Genomic DNA, 15,953 nt, shown 5'->3' on the forward strand with positions numbered 1-15,953 from the left:
CCCGGGTTATCTGAATCCGGGCTTTTATCGTTGTGTATTCGCCTGCCCAGGGTCTATTTCAACTTCCCTTTATAAGTGCGTTTAAACTTCTCGTACCTCGGAATGGAAACTCCCCGGACATAACCACTGCCAGGGTTGTGCTCGATATAATCCTGGTGATACTCTTCTGCCCGATAGAAAGCTTTCAGCTCCATGATTTCAGACACAATGGGCTTGCTGAACATGCCTGAGTTGTCGAAGGTCTTTAACGATTTTTCCGCAATGGCTTTCTCCTCCGGTGTCAAATAAAACAAGATGGAGCGATAAGAATTGCCGACGTCCGGCCCCTGGCGGTCTTTGGTAGTTGGATCCTGGGAGGTGAAGAATACTTTGGTCAGCTCTTCGTAATTAATCCTGGAAGGGTCGTAGTAGACTAGCACTGTTTCAGCATGACCGGTCGTTTCAGTATTCACAAGTTCGTAGGTAGGGTTTTTGGTGTGCCCACCTGCGTAGCCCGACACCGCCGAGTCGACACCTACTACTGCCTCGAAGATATGCTCAGAGCACCAGAAGCAGCCTTCTGCAAATGCTGCGATGGCTTTTCCGGCCGGCGCCTTTAATTCAACCTGCCTTACGCCGCCGTCATTTTTTGATTTTTGGGCGTCGCAAGAATAGAAACCTAATATAGCGATAAAGAGTGCGGATTTGGCAAGTGTATTTCTCATGATGTTAATAACTTGGTAAATGGCCTATAAGTTTCAAAAAATACCTTTCATTAAAAGTCCCGACCAAGACAGAAGGGGTGCTAAACCATCGTCAACCGGCTACCTGGTTAACCTGTAGAGCAGAACAGCCGCCCTTTTGCTTTGCATGGGTAGCACCTTCAAATCTCCTATTTCATTCACAGTATGGTCATTTTTCCCGCCCATACCCAGACCATCAAGGCCCATTTCAATATACGGAGAGGTAAACGAAATATCTGCCGCTCCGGCATTGCTTGGGTTGACCGGCTCCACAGGCATAAAACCCAGATCGGTGCTCACTTTGCTAAGCTGCTTAAGTAGTGCGTAGTTGCCGTCCGTGGGGGCGAATGGAGGGTAGCCTTCATCAAAAGTGATGGTTGCATTCGTCCTGGGCAGGTGTTTCGTCGCAATTTCTGTCATGGTTTTTTGAGTGCGTTGCAGTTGCTCAGGTGAAATGGTGCGGATGTCGCCTGTGACAATCGCATCCTTGGCCACTACATTGCTTTTTCCGGTGGCCCTTCCGCCATCAATTGACTCGTCATAGCTTACATTGGTTCCTCCCAGTATCATTCCAGGATTGAAAGTGAGGTATTCTTCTGTGCTAAGCGCTTCGTAAAATTCGGTAAGGATTCTGGCGGCTTCGTAAATAGCACCGGCGCCCACCTCCGGTTTGAATACCTGAGAAGAATGAGCAGCATTTCCTGTCACTTTTAGCGTCCAACCTGATGAGCTTCTACGGGCAACATTTGCTGTGCCTGGATTGCCGTCTCCATTTTCAAAGCCAAGAGCGATATCGGCCCATTTAGCTGCCTCTACCAATTCCTGCTTCGAAAGAGACAGCGGATCGCCGCTTAATTCCTCATCACCTGTCATCACCACAGTAATGCTCATGTCCTTCAAAAGGCCTGCATCATGCAGTGCCGACAAGGCTTGAAGTATGATCACGGCTCCTCCCTTCATATCCGCAATACCTGGCCCGCTGGCTGTGGAGTCGTTCAGTACATTGTATTTTTGAAATGGGCTTTCCAATTCAAATACCGTGTCGAGGTGGCCGATGAGTAGAATTTTCCTTCCTTTTCCGCCTTTTGTTTTTGCAACAAGATGTCCGGCCCTGTTCCAGGCGCTTCCTTCTTTCCATTCTACTTCCATGCCAAGGGCTTTGAACCTGGGCATGAGCACGTCGGCGACGGCTTTCACACCATTGAAATTCATGGTGCCGCTGTTGATATTGATGATTTCCTCAAGTAGCTGAAGGGCCTGGTTGTTGTGCTGGTCGATATATTTTACCAAGTGCTTCTCAGCTTTTGATACCTGTCCATTTGTCCAACTCGCACATACCAGCACATAACCAATGACGAGGCCAACCTTGATGTATTTCATAAACAGAAGCTTTTTTGGCAATGATACTAAAATTATGGTTAAGGCTTGAAGGAGAACGGAGCGAAGACCTGTCAATAAAAAAAAGTCACTGCCTTGCGACAGTGACTTCGTCAATATATGATTTAGAGTAGGTTACAATCCTTGCATTTTCCAGCCGTCTCGGTAGTCTCTGCGAACAAACTGGTTAGCTTCATCAAAATTAGTGATTTTCATGTTAGGGCCATCCCATAGGAGCTTGATAAAGCGACCTGGGTAGTCAAACTGGTCGTCTCTGCCACCTGGTCTTTTCTTCTGGATGTCATAGCTTCTTATCGCCAGGTTACCCATCAGGATGCTCTCCGTCATAGGTCCGGCAATATCAAACGGTGAGCTGACCTCCATTTTACCATACCCTGCGATACAAGCCTCCACCCACTGGAAGTAGTGACCGGTTTCAGATCCTCCCGGGACTCTCGCTATCGTTTGAGGCACGTTCACCTCTTTTGTTCTTGAGGTTGGAAGTAGTTGTGGGTTGATGCCATAGGTGCTACACATCATTTTTCCTTTGCTGCCTACCATAATGACACCGTTGCCACCGTCACCCATCATTTCATTTGGCCCGAGCTCCTCAGGTCTTTCCGGTTGAATACCGCCATCCATCCAGTGGAATTTCACGTCTGGCTTTCCACCGGGGCCAGGGAAATTCATAATGACATGAGATGAAGGAGGACAGCTGTCTGGGAAATATCCTCTCTTAAACTCGTCAACATATACACTACCAACGCTACACTCAACAGAACTAGGGTAGCCAAGACCAAGCGTGCGGAAAGGAGGCTCGATGATATGGCAGGCCATGTCTCCGAGTGCACCAGTGCCGTAGTCCCACCAGCCACGCCAGTTGAATGGTACTAATTTGTCAACATAATCTTTTTTAGGTGCTGTGCCAAGCCACAAGTCCCAGTCGAGCTCTTTTGGTATTGGTGCACTTTTCGTTGGCCAGGGAATGCCCTGAGGCCACACAGGGCGGTTGGTCCAGCAATACACTTCTGTGACGTCTCCGATAGTGCCTGCGTTGTACCATTCTCTCATTTGGCGTACGCCATCGCCAGACGATCCCTGGTTACCCATTTGAGTAACAACTTTGTATTTGGCCGCTGCTTCGGTGAGCATTCGAGCTTCATAGATATCGTGGGTCAACGGCTTCTGCACGTATACATGCTTACCCATTTGCATGGCCGCAAGTGCCTGAACTGCGTGTTGATGGTCAGGGGTTGACACTGATACGGCATCGAAGTTCTTCCCTTCTTTGTCGAGCATTTCCCGATAATCTTTGTAGTATTTTGCTTTGGGGAAATTCTTTCGGGAAGTCTCCGCTCTTCGGTCATCTACATCGCAAAGGAAGGCGATTTCAGCCTTGCCACTTTTTGCAAAATTGGCGATGTCACTCGTGCCTTTGCCACCGGCGCCGATGCCTGCTACGAATAGCTTATCGCTGGGGGCTAGGTGGCCTTTGCCGCCTATTACGTACCGTGGCACTATAGTAAACGCAGCACCTGCTATAGCCGCATTTTTCATAAACGTTCTTCTAGAAGTGCTTCCTGAAGCTGGGGGTGTTATTTTTTTGTGGGGCATTTGAGTATAATTAGAGATATCACAATTTTTCAATTCCTTAATATAATCAAAAATGGTTCTTCACAACGGTTTTATTACAAATGGGGCGTTATGAAATAATGAAGGGATCATAAAAGAGATTATATAAGGGGGATTGGAAGGCAGGTGTAATTTAATGATAGAGGAATAAACAAAATTTGGACAAAATACGTTATATTAGTGGACAAATTACCCGAATATGAAAAAGCCAAGATACGAGCTCAAAGATGACAAGCCAATGGAAGTGAGTGAAGCTGCTCTCGCATACTATGCCCTGCCGGGTAAATTTTCTCCCGGAGCTATTCTGGGCTTAGCTAATGATCAACTTATGGAGCCACTTCAAAGAGTTGCTACCTTCAGGAAAGGGCTGAGCAAAGGTTCTTTTGATAGATTGAAGCAAGTGACAGGCCTCGATTACGAGAATATGGCCAGGGCTTTATCGGTGTCCTCAAAAACACTTCAAAGAAAGGACGTTTTTGATTTAGTACAGTCCGAAAAAATGTACGAATTGGCTACACTTTACGCCAGTGGTATTTCTTATTTTGGGCAGGAGGGCTTCAGAAGATGGATGGAAAGGCCGCTTTTTAGTCTCGGCAATATAAAGCCTATTGACCTCATAGACGTTTCGGAAGGCGTTGATCTACTCAAAAATGAGATAATGCGAGTTCAGCATGGCATTGCCATATGACTATCTATCGAATTGCCAGGACTGAGTTTTGCGACGTGTCTGGCGAGGGCGCCAAGATTTACGGGGGACGCTGGAATAGACAAGGTTTTGCGGCCCTTTACGGAAGTAGTTCTGTTTCCTCAGCCTTGCTTGAAAGGCTTACGGTCGATAGCGAGCTCTTTTCTTCGGAGCGCTATGTCTTATACTCGGTGATGGAGCTTGATTGCCCTGATGCGATGGTTAAAAAATATTCAGCCAGCGATTTGCCAGAAGGATGGGATGCAATTCCCCACGGCATTGTTTCAGAGGAGTTTGGTAGTCAACTTTTAACTAGTGGTCTATTGTGTTTCGGCGTGCCGTCAGTCGTGGACAAAAGTTCTTTAAACTTTATTATTAATCCAATGTCAAGAGATTTTGATAAAATTGACGCAAGGATTCTTCCATTAAGCCTTGATCAAAGGATTGTTCGTGGCTAATGACAGGATAGTACGCCTTGCTAAAGCCCTCTTAAAATAGGCCGGGTCAAACAAGTGGGCCCACCACCTCCCTTTACGCTGATTTCCTGACCTTTGTAGGTGATTACTTCGCAGCCAGCTTCTTCGAGTCTTTTTTCTGTTTTTGGATTTCCCTCTACCATCAGGCATTGACGGGGAGCCAGGGCCAGCACATTACAACCCATGGAATCAAACTCTTCCTCCGGCACTTCCACTAAATGAAAGCCTCTTTCTAAAAGCAGATTTCGGAATGCAATAGGCATCAGTGGCGAGTACACAACTGCCAGGTCTTTGTCAACCGGGCTCAATATCGACATCAGGTGAAAAACGTCGGAAGGCCCCTTATAATGTGGTAATTCGGCTACAACCACCTCAACACCTTTCGGTTCAAGCATGGTTTTTAGCTGAGCAATGCCTTCCAGATTGGTTCGGTAGGTGTGTCCTACGGCGAGGGTTTTGTTGTCGAGCCAGGCTACGTCTCCGCCCTCCAGTGTGCCGGGCGCTATGATTTCACCCAGAATAGCTATGTCATTGTGCACAAGGAATTTTTTTTGTGCTTCAGGCTCCCTGGAACGGGCTTCTTTGCCCATACGGCAAATGATCATCCCAAAGTCGGTGGCTATAGACGCATCCCGGCAGTAAAGCGAATCGATAGACAGCCCTTCGCCGCTATGCAGCCGAATGAGTTCGGTGCCGCAAGCTTTCAGCACTCTTTCAAACTTCTCATATTCTTCGTTTGCAAGAGCGAAGTCCGGCTTTTGCAGATAGTTTAATGCCCGCCATTCCTGGTGTACTTTTGCTTCGCTGATAAACGCTTGCACGGCAGGCTTGATGACTAATTTTGTAAGCTTACCAAATTCCGAATGGGCAGTTTGACTCATATCTCTTTTGTTCTGTTAATGCTAACATAAATCGGGATGCCTAACAATAGCGACACAAAACCCCAGGCAATGCTCTCCTGGCCTGCACCAATCATTGCCCACATTCCGTATGCAAATGCGAGCAGACCCAGGCAAATATCCCAAAAACGTTTTGCTGGAGAAACATCCTGGTTTCGGTTGACAATCAAAAAAGACGCTGCTGAGAAAAGATAGGGTACAAGGACTGTAGTGGCAGTTAAAAGGATGAGGAACTCAAAGGCACCGGCCATTCCCCTGGAGTAGTTCATTACCAACAATATCGAAACGATTACACTTCCGATGATGAGGCCAACAGCTGGGGTGCCGTTTTTATTTACTTTGGCAAATACTCTCGGGAAATCGCCATTTTTTGCTGCGGCGTAGGGGGTTTGTCCCTGAAGCAGAATCCATCCGTTCAGCGCCCCAAAAGTAGATATCAGTGCCCCAATCGTGATGAGGTAACGGCCAGGATCTCCCCAAATCAACCCTGCGGCATCGGCGAACGGGGCGTTGGAGTGTTGAAGCTCAGAAGGGGGGATCATTCCCATGAGGGCAACCGAACTCAAAATGTAAACCCCTGTGGTAATCAAAGTGCCAAGCATGGTAGCTTTTGGAACTGTGATCTCCGGGTTCCGGGTACTTTTTCCGGGGATAGTTGCTACTTCCAGCCCCATGAACGCAAAAAGAGTGATAGTGGCGGTGGTGGTGACTGCGCTGAAATTACTTGCCTTGCTAATGTTGAAAGGGTGAAAATTGCCAAAATCGACATAAAACAAACCGGCAATAGTTACCAATAATAAGGGAGCTAGCTTTAGCACAGTGGTGATTAGTTGCACATAGCCAGCTTCTTTTATGCCAAGGGTATTTACCCAGGTGAGCAGCCATACGACAGCCAGGCTCACTGCCAGGGAGTAGCTGGAATTATCGGCAAGCTGGGGGATAAGCACCGACAGGTAGCTAACGAAGGCCACCACTATGGCAGCGTTGGTAGCCAGTATGGATATCTGGTAGCCCCATGAAGACAGAAAACCTGCAAAATGCCCCAGGCCTTTGGTGGCATAGGTGTAGGGCCCACCATCTTCATTAGGGAATCGCCGACTGAGTCGGACAAAAACGAGAGCAAGAAAAAGTGCACCAATGGATGAAACCACCCACCCAAGCAGGCTGATTGCCCCATAGGCAGCCAGGGCTACAGGCAGGAAGAAAATACCCGAGCCTATCATATTGCCGACGACGAGGGAAGTAGAAGTCCAGAGCCCTATTTTCTTTTCTTGCGACATAAGTGGGTCATATTGATAGGCAAGTTAGTTGAATAGGATGCGCAGCCCCGGATTCCGTCGAAATTAGTAAAAGATGAAGGTTAACCAAACCCATATTGAGTAGGCGAGGCCGGCAGCAAGAAATCCCACACCCAACCACCTGTATTTTACGAAGCTCAGCCACATGTACACGCCAGTTAGTACGAATATGAGCAGGGCCAGGCTGGCGAGATCCATCAGCAGGACATACAAGCTATAGGCAGGCGAACCACCATATTTGTGCAGCCTATGGTAAGCCGTGATGCTTCCCATAGTGTTTCTGTCAGATACTTTGACGGTTGCTGTGGTATGGGTGCTGTCAAAGTAAACGATCGTTTGCCGCAGCATACTTTGGTATTCGTAGTAAGTGGTGCCTTTGTTTGTCCAAGAATTGTGGAAGCGGCCGCTTATTTCCAGTTTATTTTTTAGTTGTTTGTACAGCTCCTCATTGCTCACTTCCGGCTTTTTCATGGAAATGGTCTTGATGTCAGGCGCAGGCTTCTCCTGATCAAACCATTGCGGGTTGTTCATCAGGTAGCCGGTGACAAAATACATCACCAGAAACGTGATGGTGATGAAGGCAGCATACATATGGATCTGCCTGATAAGTTGATAGAGGTTTACCCGGCGAGCCATAAATAGGTCATTAGAATAAGGGACATAGAAAGGCTTCCGATAAGCCAAAAGGCCGAAGATTTCGACCTCGTTTTGCTAACCCAGCAAAGGTAGATGCCACTCAGTGCCCAAAACAACAGTGAGTAAACGGTCAGGTCCTGATAGAGTCCCCAGCCGTTGATCCACCAAGGCGCTCCGGGGATTTCTTCATGAAGGCCATGAAGTCCTTTTAGCCTCGATATAAACCTTGTGGAGTTAGTGGTAAACTCAATTTCCGGGATGCCCCAGGTGCCGGTCATCCGGAAATCCCTGCCGAGGTTGCGCACATTCACGAGAAAGCCCGATGAGTCTATGTTTGACTCCCACGGGATGAACCAGCCCATGAGTTGGAGAGAGTCACGAAGTGCCTCACCCAGCTCCCGTGGGGTATTAAAGCTCTCTTTGTTTAGAGCAATGGCTAGACTCTCGGATTTGACCGGGGTAAACTCCTCTTTTAATGACAGGTGGTTAAAACTGAGAGACGAGATGGCGAAAATAAGCAAGTAGGGAGTGCAAAAAAGCCCCAGGTAGATATGAAGCTGCAAGAGGTAATTTTTCACCGTCATAGCTACATCTTAAAGAAAATCTTCCGTTGGTACAGCCAATAGCACAGATACCAGGTGAAGACCCACGCCGCCAAAGCCGCAAATAAGGCTTGCCAATGTTCACCTGCGCCGAGCAAACCGGTGAAGCCGCCAGCGAAGACCGCCAGGGTCTTATTGAGCCATTGGTGGCCAACCGTTTCAAAAAACAAGTAAATGAAGATGGAGTTCATTCCAACTACTGTGGCTATTAGTACCCCTCTTTGTCGTTTTCTGATATCGACCCACCAAAAAAGAAGTGCCACAAAAAGAATTACCCACCCAGCCGACGCAATAGTGAACGAGCTGGTGGCGATTCTCTTGATTATAGGAGTGATGCCAGCCAAATCCATCGCAAAACCTACGGCCAAAAAGCTGGCTCCAGCTATTGACAACCGTTTTAGTTTCACCGACGATGGCTTGCCCTCCATTAGCCATTTGCCTATCAACACTCCCCAGATGGTGTGCGCTGCAGTAGGAATAAAGTTGATGGTTACCCAGCCTCCCCCGTTGATTTTGCCCATCAGCACCGTGTCCATGTAGTTGCCAAAGTTGTGTTGATCTACGAATGGCTGGTCGAAGCCTGGCATTAAAATGAAACGATACAGAAGTTCTGTGAGCACCAGCAATCCAATTGATATTGTGAATTGGAATGCAAATGACTTCCTAATAATCAGGTAAGCAATAAGTGTGGTTACCGACAGTTGGGTCAGCACATTCCAAAGCTCCCAGACCAGTTTGCCGCTGTACACACAATGCAGTGCCGTACCTGCTATCAGCAACTTGAGGCACCTGATTAGTATGTGCTTCCAATTGTCTTCCCAGCTAATGCCCTTCTTTTCTTTCTGTATATAGGAAAGATACATGGCCGTGCCTGCCATGGTCATGAAAGCGGGTTGTATCAGGTCCCAGAAGCGGAGGCCATTCCACGGGTGGTGAAAAAACTGGATCATGATATAACTTCCAAGGAAACTCTCAGGGCTTAGTTCGTGGATGGAGTCCCACACCCGACAAGCTTCGCCTGCAAGTAATATCATTATTAGCCCCCTCATTACATCGAGAGATACCAGTCGCTGGTTTGCTAGTGCGGGCGTTGACATAGCTTAATTCAATTTGTCAAGGATGTGGTTGATAGCTTTTGGTGTCTCGCTGATGGCCTGCCCCACGCTGTCGGTAAGTGATTGCTCGAGGGCTTGCTTTGCAGGAAGTGCATCCATTCCAAATTCTTCAAGCACGTTAGCTGCATACACCCGGGTAATCGCTCTGGGAGATTGCAGTTCGGAGACGCAGATATCAAGCGCTTCTTTCTTAACTCCCGATTTGTAAAGGGCTTCAGCGACAGCCAGCCGCACACTTGCCGAGGGATCTTTAGCCATTTTGAGCAGAGCGGCTTTTGTTTCGGGTGATTTGTCCTCCAGTATCATGGTGCCGGTAACTGCCCAATACCTTACGGCTGCGTTGGGGTCATCAAGCCTCTTGATCAACTCAGGCAGCGCAGAAGGATCACGCATACTTGCCAGGTCGGCGGTTTCAATCACGTAGTCCATCCGGAAGTCTTTGCCTCTCACATAGTCGAAGACAGGCTGCACTTCCGATATTTCGGCCGTCATTGGCTCCGGCAGGAAGTTGGCATCGCTGATCTCTTTTACCCACTTTAGGTTTTCATTGCGAAGCTCCATCAAAGTATTAGCATATGCCGGGTCTGCTGCCAGGTTGTTGATGTTGTCCGGATCTTTTGCAACGTCGTAGAGTTCTTCGGCAGGCCTTGGCAGCCAAAACCTTGATTGCACGTCATTCAATTCACCATTTTTAAAAGCCTTTTCCCACGAAGGCATAGAGCGTGCCAGCCATAGGTAGTAAAGGTGCTGGCCATTGGGCTTGTGAGGCATGTAGTTCCTGATGTACCTGAACTGTTTGTCTCTCACACTTCTTACCAGATCAATTCTCTCATCCATTCTTCCCCGGTAAGCATGGACATATTGCTTCGGTTCCGCCTGCTGGCTACCTAAAAACGGCTTGCCCTGCATATAGTCAGGCACTGTTACGCCTGCCAGACTTAGAACGGTTGGGCCAAAGTCCACAAAGTTAACCAAACGATCAATTTTAGAGCCTGCTGCTGATGGTGCCAGGTGCTTGTACTTCTCCGGGAAGTTGATAATCAAAGGGATGTGAAGTCCTGATTCGTACATGAATCGTTTGCTTCTGCCCAGCACTCCGCCATGGTCGGAGTAGTAAAAGACAATGGTGTTTTCGGCTTCACCACTCTTTTTCAGGTCGGCCAGAATGCCAGCCACTTGAGAGTCCATTTGCTGTATACGGTCGTAGTACTGCGCCCAGTCGTGCTCCATGTCTTTGGTGCGGGGATGGTACGGAGGCATCGGGACCTTCGTAGGATCATGCTTCAACTCTCCCCAGGGAATCGAATCATGGATTTGACTTTCATGAGTAATGAAAATATTCTGCACATGGAAGAAGGGTTGACCAGGCTGCCGGTTCAGGTAAGTCGCCTTGTTACTTGACTCGTCCCAACATTCAGGTTGATCTACTGTATTGTAATCCTTCTTTGAGTTGTTGGTGGTGTAGTAGCCGGCATCTCTTAGATAGTTAGGAAAGAAACGCATGTAGTCCGGTATGGGGTAGGGGCTGCGCATAGGTAGCGTGCCAAGGGAATTGCTATACATGCCTGTGATGAGCGTCGACCGGGAAGGGGCACACACTGGTGTGGTGGCAAAGGCGTTAGTGTAGAGAACGCTGACGGCCGCCAGGGAATCGAGAGTGGGAGTGGTAGCGAAATCGTCGCCATAAGCACCAATAATGGGGCTATTGTCCTCACTGACAATCCATAGTATGTTGGGTGGGGTTAGTTCTTCTTTTTGCTCGCATGACCAAAAAAGACTAGTCATTAGGAGTAGGGTAATTAGGCTGCCTGGCTTTGCTTTATCAGCTAACATAGAGGTGTAGGTGTAGTTACAATCCAAAAGATAGCAAAAAGAAATTACAGGGTGGCCTGAAGATTGAGAAACGGCAAACACGATCCGACGAATCACTCCGAAAATAAAAAGAAAAAGCCGGGCAAATATGCCACGGCCTTTATCCCTACCAAACTTAAATTATTCGTTTGCGCCTGATTCAGGCTTAATTTCCTCTGCCTCTTCTAGGGGCAGCAGCAGGAGCTGCAGCAGGGGCACCGCCTCCATTGCTATCACCACCGTCACCACCATCTTTCAGGTCGTCGTTTTGAATGGATTTTCTTCTGCGCTGTGGGCCATCAGTAGTTATTTTACCAATGCGATAGCTGAAGTTCAACGAGAAGCTTAGGTTATTTCTGATATCGACACTGTTTTGTACGATGATAGGAGTGATGGTTTCGCTCTTCACTTTGAGCTTGGGGTTCAGGAAGTTTTGCACGCCAAGGCCAATGCTTCCACGCTTGTTGTTGAAGTCTTTCTTCACGCCCAGATTGTACATCCCAAACCCACCTCTGTAGCCCTGTAGCTCAGTTCTTCTCAAACGGAAAAAGCTAAACATCTGCAAGCCATATCCGTTGCCCAGGTCGTAGTTTCCGAAAAACCGTCCACTGATCACAATACCCGTATTACTGGCATTGTAAATGGGGTCAGGGTTATTGTTAGAAAGCACTGCATAGTACACATCTGAACCACCATTCAGCATTAGCTTTCCAAAATTTATATTGGCAGAAAGGTTGATGCCGTAAGCATCTTCCTGGCCGATATTCTGGTAGGTGGTTCTGATGGTGTCGCCTCTTACATCACGCACGCTACTGATGGCGCCAGTGGTGTTGCGGACGAAAAGTGCTGTCTGCACAGAAGACCTTTTGAAGTAGGAGCTGTAGCCCAATTCATAGTTGTTGGTGTATTCAGGGTCTAGTTCGGGGTTTCCAATTGAGATGTTCAACGGATTAGAAGCTTGTATGTTAGGGTTCAGAAACCTGATAGATGGGCGTTGTATTCTTCTGTTGTATCCCAGTTTTACCATGTTGCCGTTTTCCAGTTTCTTTGACAGGTTAACGCTTGGCACAATAACACCGTAAGATGGAATGTCGATGTCACTTTCAGTCTTGGTAAAAGCGGTTATAGTAGTGTATTCGTATCTGGCGCCTGCTTTCACGCTGTAGTTTTTAGGCAGGGTGGCAGTGTACGACAAATACCCTGATGTAATTCCCTGTCTGTAATCCAGGTTGTTGTTGAGTGTAGTCCCTTCCAGCTGCACGTAGCTGCCATTTTCACCATCGGCGCTGAGGTAAGTGTAGTCGCTAACAGCGGTTCTCATGATTTGCTTGGCACCATATTCAACTAGCTGTTTGTCACCAATAGGGCTGGTGTAGTCAATTTGCAAAGTGGTTTCTTCGTCATAGCTGTCGTTGAGGTTTTTTAGCCTGGTCAACAGTGTTTCATCGTCTACATCGTAATTGTAGTTAGTGAAGTCATTTGTTCGGTCGTTTATACTCCACATACCCATGATGGTAAGTTCTTTCTGAGGCTTATCAAATACGTGAGTGTATGCCAGGCTTACATCAATATTATTCGATAAATCCTTTGTTGTAACATCCTTTAACGTTTCCCTAACTAAAACACCGTCCTGAAAAGATTGGCTGGTTAGGTCGTCCTGAGTGCCCCTGCCATTTCTGGCTCCCAGCTGTACTGATCCGGTCAGATAGTTTTTCTCATTGAAGTCATAATCAAGTCCAAAAGTGTATCGTCCAAATAGCCTGTTGGAGGTGGTGCTCGCTTCCTGGGTGGTAAAGGTTTCTACACCGTTGCTGATGGTAGTTTGCCTGTTTTCAAAACTACCTGTGGTGTTGTACTCTGACCTGCCGAAGCCACCCAGCGAAAGTCCCAGTTTCTTGGTTTTCAAAGCTCCATTCAGCCCCAGGTTTGAGCCTCGGTAGCCCACCCCTGTGTTGAGGTTAAGTGTGGCGCCCTGCAGGTTGTTCTTCTTGGTGATAATGTTTATAATTCCCGAAGTTCCTTCTGCATCATATTTAGCTGAGGGAGAGGTGATAACCTCCACGGACTTTATTTCGTCTGCGGGGATTTGCTTTAAAGCATCAGCAATATTGGCTGCCATGATCGCCGATGGCTTGTTGTTGATTAACACCCTAATGTTTTCATTGCCACGAAGGCTCACGTTGCCGTCCATATCCACTGAAAGCATTGGCACACGTCTCAGCACGTCAGTAGCGTTGCCGCCTCTCGTGGTCGCATCCAATTCGGCATTGTATATAGTCCGGTCGACTTTTTCTTCCACCATGTCACGCTGGCTCACGACGGAAACTTCCTGCAGTACCTCGGTGGCAGATCCCAGCTTGATAACGCCAAGATTTACCTTATCTTTTTTGTCTTCAACAGTGATGCCTTCAATTACCTGCCTTTCATAGCCGATGAAAGAAATAGCTACGTTGTACGTACCTGGTTCAACCTTTGAGATTTTGAACTGACCTTTGTTGTCGCATACAGCGCCGTCGATGGGCTTGTCCGTCGCAGGGTCGATAAGCGAAACCGTGGCAAACTCTACTGGCTGATTTGTTTCAGTGTCCAGTACAACTCCCTCAATTTCGCCGTTTCCGGCATCAGTTGCGGCTGCAGGCATGCTTCTGTAGCTGGCCTCCCCAGGAGCCTGCATAGGCGTATTGCTTATTGCTGCCGGCTGGGCTACGGCAAGTCCTACGCTGCCAATTGTAAACATGATGGTTAAAAGCTTTTTCATCCTAAGGATCCTATTTGACTTTATGTTGTATGTTAGTTTCATTACTTCACTGATTTTTTGTTCAGGTATGCCTGAAATGTTTCTTTATATGCGTCTGCAATCGTGATGCCCACCTGTCCAATGACCACTTTGTTTCTTTCTATCAGGTCAATGCGGTCTAGTCTCACAATAAAAGACCGGTGTATTCTCATGAATTGTTGAGATGGAAGCTGCTCTTCCAGAGATTTCAAGCTCATCAGTGTCATGACGGGCCTTGTTTGATCCTGAAGGAATATTTTTGCGTAGTCTTTCAGCCCTTCGATATAAAGCACCTTCTTCAAGTCGATTTTTACCAGTTTATATTCTGATTTGACAAAAAGGGCATTGGGATCGGTTTCCGAGCTACCGCCTGAAGCCACCGATATCCATTCTCTGGCCTTATTTGCTGACTTCAGAAACTCCTCGTAGTTAAATGGCTTAAGCAAGTAGTCTATTGCGTCGACTTTGAAGCCTTCCAGAGCGTATTCTTCGAACGCTGTTGTGAAAACGACCTTGGGGCCATTTTTCAAAGATCTCGAAAGTTCCATGCCAGTAAGCCCAGGCATTTGAATATCGAGAAACAGTAAATCTATTTTTTCAGCGGCTATTTTTTCCAAGGCCTCATACGCACTACTGCATTTTCCAGCCAGCTCGAGAAAAGGCGTTTTTTCCACGTAGCCCTCAATAAGGTTGAGTGCCAATGGCTCATCGTCGACAATCAGGCAGCGGATCTTTTTCATAGCTTAATTTTTAGCTCTGTTTTGTAAATGCCGTCCGCTACATTATGCTCAATGCTGTATTTACCTGCATACATCAAGTCCAGCCTTTTTTCAAGATTGACCAGCCCTATGCCCGAACCACTTTTGTCATCGATAGTTTTGGGCAGGTTAGGGTTTGCAACTGTAAACGTCACTTCGCCCTCTGCCATTGCCAGCTCAAACTCAATGACTCCTTTTGCAGAACCGCTGGCCCCGTGTTTGAAGGCGTTTTCCACAAGTGGAAGGAAAAGAAGTGGGGTGATGGTGGCACCCTCCTGCACCTTGCTAAAATTCTTTTTCACCTTGATGTTAGCCGGAAGCCTTATCTCCATCAGGTCAATGAACTTCTCCAGAAACTCCACTTCTTTTACTAGTGATACTTTGCCTTCCTTGGCCTCGTAAAGCATGTAGCGCATCAGCTTGGCCAGGCTGTGAATAGTTTCCTTCGCTTTTTCAGGAGAGCTGTCTACAAGCGAGTATATATTGTTAAGTGAGTTGAAGAAAAAGTGAGGCTGCAACTGATACTGAAGATAGGTGAGCTCTGAATGCAATTGTGCATTTTCGGAGTTTCTCCTTAGGTTTTCAGATTCAATCCACCTTTGCGTCATCCTCACTGCCATGCTAAGTCCAATAGTGATGATGGCCGTGATTGACTCCCAGTAAACTGAGAATATTTTGAAACTTGATGAGTGAGGCCGATCATGGCTTTCAAAAAAGATTTCTCTGATTTGACTGTGTAAAAAAATGCAGACTGCCACTAGCAGTATGTTGGAAACAATAAATCGCAGCCCTTTTCTGTCGAAAATGAATTTTTCAATAAAGATGAAGTAGTTTACATAGAAAATGATGACGGAGAATCCCATTGGCGCCCAGGTTCTGCGTGCCACAATGCTTATGTCGAGTGTGTCGCCATAAAAAACGAAGACGGGAAAGAAAAACAGAATGAACCATACTCCAAAATGGAGGAGTATTCTCAAGTTCTTTCCGTTGGTTTCTATTATTGCCATGCTATGATTTTTACACTGATGACAGTGTCAACAGCCTATTAAACATACAAAGATGGCTTAGAGTTGGCCTGTAACATTCACTAATGGACGTAGGGAGGGAATTTGAGGAAGAATGGCTG

The 15,953-nt window shown here is 47.2% G+C and carries 14 protein-coding genes; 2 read left to right on the top strand and 12 right to left on the bottom strand.

Features of this window, described 5'->3' with window-relative positions; all coding sequences use genetic code 11:
* Positions 1–53: 53 nt before the first annotated feature.
* The 3 genes from msrA to RT717_RS07390 form a co-directional block, all read right to left on the bottom strand.
* Positions 54–704: a peptide-methionine (S)-S-oxide reductase MsrA gene (gene msrA / locus RT717_RS07380; protein ID WP_317491098.1), complete on the bottom strand. Its 651-nt coding sequence runs from the start codon at positions 702–704 to the stop codon at positions 54–56.
* A gap of 99 nt (positions 705–803) precedes the next feature.
* Positions 804–2,102 carry a M20/M25/M40 family metallo-hydrolase gene (locus RT717_RS07385; RefSeq protein ID WP_317491099.1) on the bottom strand — a complete coding sequence of 433 codons (1,299 nt, stop codon included), beginning with the start codon at positions 2,100–2,102 and terminating at the stop codon, positions 804–806.
* A gap of 132 nt (positions 2,103–2,234) precedes the next feature.
* Complete coding sequence (locus tag RT717_RS07390) at positions 2,235–3,713, bottom strand: Gfo/Idh/MocA family protein (RefSeq protein WP_394854124.1); 1,479 nt, start codon at positions 3,711–3,713, stop codon at positions 2,235–2,237.
* Positions 3,714–3,930: 217 nt separating this feature from the next.
* On the opposite strand from RT717_RS07390, the gene RT717_RS07395 reads away from it, so the two are divergent.
* On the top strand, positions 3,931–4,419 hold the full coding sequence (locus RT717_RS07395) for an antitoxin Xre/MbcA/ParS toxin-binding domain-containing protein (protein WP_317491101.1): 489 nt from the start codon (positions 3,931–3,933) through the stop codon (positions 4,417–4,419).
* A complete protein-coding gene (locus RT717_RS07400) occupies positions 4,416–4,874 on the top strand; it encodes an RES family NAD+ phosphorylase (protein ID WP_317491102.1) in 459 nt (152 codons plus the stop codon). Before RT717_RS07395 ends, RT717_RS07400 begins: the two co-directional genes overlap by 4 nt.
* A 20-nt stretch (positions 4,875–4,894) precedes the next feature.
* Here the strand turns inward: RT717_RS07400 and RT717_RS07405 are convergent, their stop codons facing one another.
* The 9 genes from RT717_RS07405 to RT717_RS07445 all read right to left on the bottom strand — a co-directional run bounded on the left by RT717_RS07405 (position 4,895) and on the right by RT717_RS07445 (position 15,834).
* A complete protein-coding gene (locus RT717_RS07405; RefSeq protein ID WP_317491103.1) occupies positions 4,895–5,773 on the bottom strand; it encodes a dimethylarginine dimethylaminohydrolase family protein in 879 nt (292 codons plus the stop codon).
* Positions 5,770–7,071 (bottom strand): amino acid permease, encoded by a 1,302-nt coding sequence (locus RT717_RS07410; RefSeq protein WP_317491104.1) that lies wholly within the window; start codon positions 7,069–7,071, stop codon positions 5,770–5,772. Before RT717_RS07410 ends, RT717_RS07405 begins: the two co-directional genes overlap by 4 nt.
* A gap of 63 nt (positions 7,072–7,134) precedes the next feature.
* A complete protein-coding gene (locus RT717_RS07415) occupies positions 7,135–7,725 on the bottom strand; it encodes a PepSY-associated TM helix domain-containing protein (RefSeq protein ID WP_317491105.1) in 591 nt (196 codons plus the stop codon).
* Complete coding sequence (locus tag RT717_RS07420) at positions 7,710–8,309, bottom strand: hypothetical protein (RefSeq protein WP_317491106.1); 600 nt, start codon at positions 8,307–8,309, stop codon at positions 7,710–7,712. Before RT717_RS07420 ends, RT717_RS07415 begins: the two co-directional genes overlap by 16 nt.
* A 2-nt stretch (positions 8,310–8,311) precedes the next feature.
* The gene (locus RT717_RS07425) at positions 8,312–9,361 is read right to left on the bottom strand and encodes an acyltransferase family protein (RefSeq protein WP_317491107.1); all 1,050 of its coding nucleotides are present in this window, start codon (positions 9,359–9,361) and stop codon (positions 8,312–8,314) included.
* 66 nt (positions 9,362–9,427) lie between these two features.
* Positions 9,428–11,227, bottom strand: coding sequence for a sulfatase-like hydrolase/transferase (locus RT717_RS07430; protein ID WP_317491108.1), 1,800 nt, complete (start codon positions 11,225–11,227; stop codon positions 9,428–9,430).
* Positions 11,228–11,459: 232 nt separating this feature from the next.
* Positions 11,460–14,051 (bottom strand): TonB-dependent receptor domain-containing protein, encoded by a 2,592-nt coding sequence (locus RT717_RS07435; RefSeq protein WP_317491109.1) that lies wholly within the window; start codon positions 14,049–14,051, stop codon positions 11,460–11,462.
* 41 nt (positions 14,052–14,092) lie between these two features.
* Positions 14,093–14,809 carry a LytR/AlgR family response regulator transcription factor gene (locus RT717_RS07440; protein ID WP_317491110.1) on the bottom strand — a complete coding sequence of 239 codons (717 nt, stop codon included), beginning with the start codon at positions 14,807–14,809 and terminating at the stop codon, positions 14,093–14,095.
* Positions 14,806–15,834: a sensor histidine kinase gene (locus tag RT717_RS07445; protein WP_317491111.1), complete on the bottom strand. Its 1,029-nt coding sequence runs from the start codon at positions 15,832–15,834 to the stop codon at positions 14,806–14,808. The genes RT717_RS07440 and RT717_RS07445 overlap by 4 nt, the downstream gene beginning before the upstream one ends.
* Positions 15,835–15,953 lie beyond the last annotated feature (119 nt).

Source organism: Imperialibacter roseus, assembly GCF_032999765.1.
GTDB classification, from domain to species: Bacteria; Bacteroidota; Bacteroidia; order Cytophagales; family Cyclobacteriaceae; genus Imperialibacter; species Imperialibacter roseus.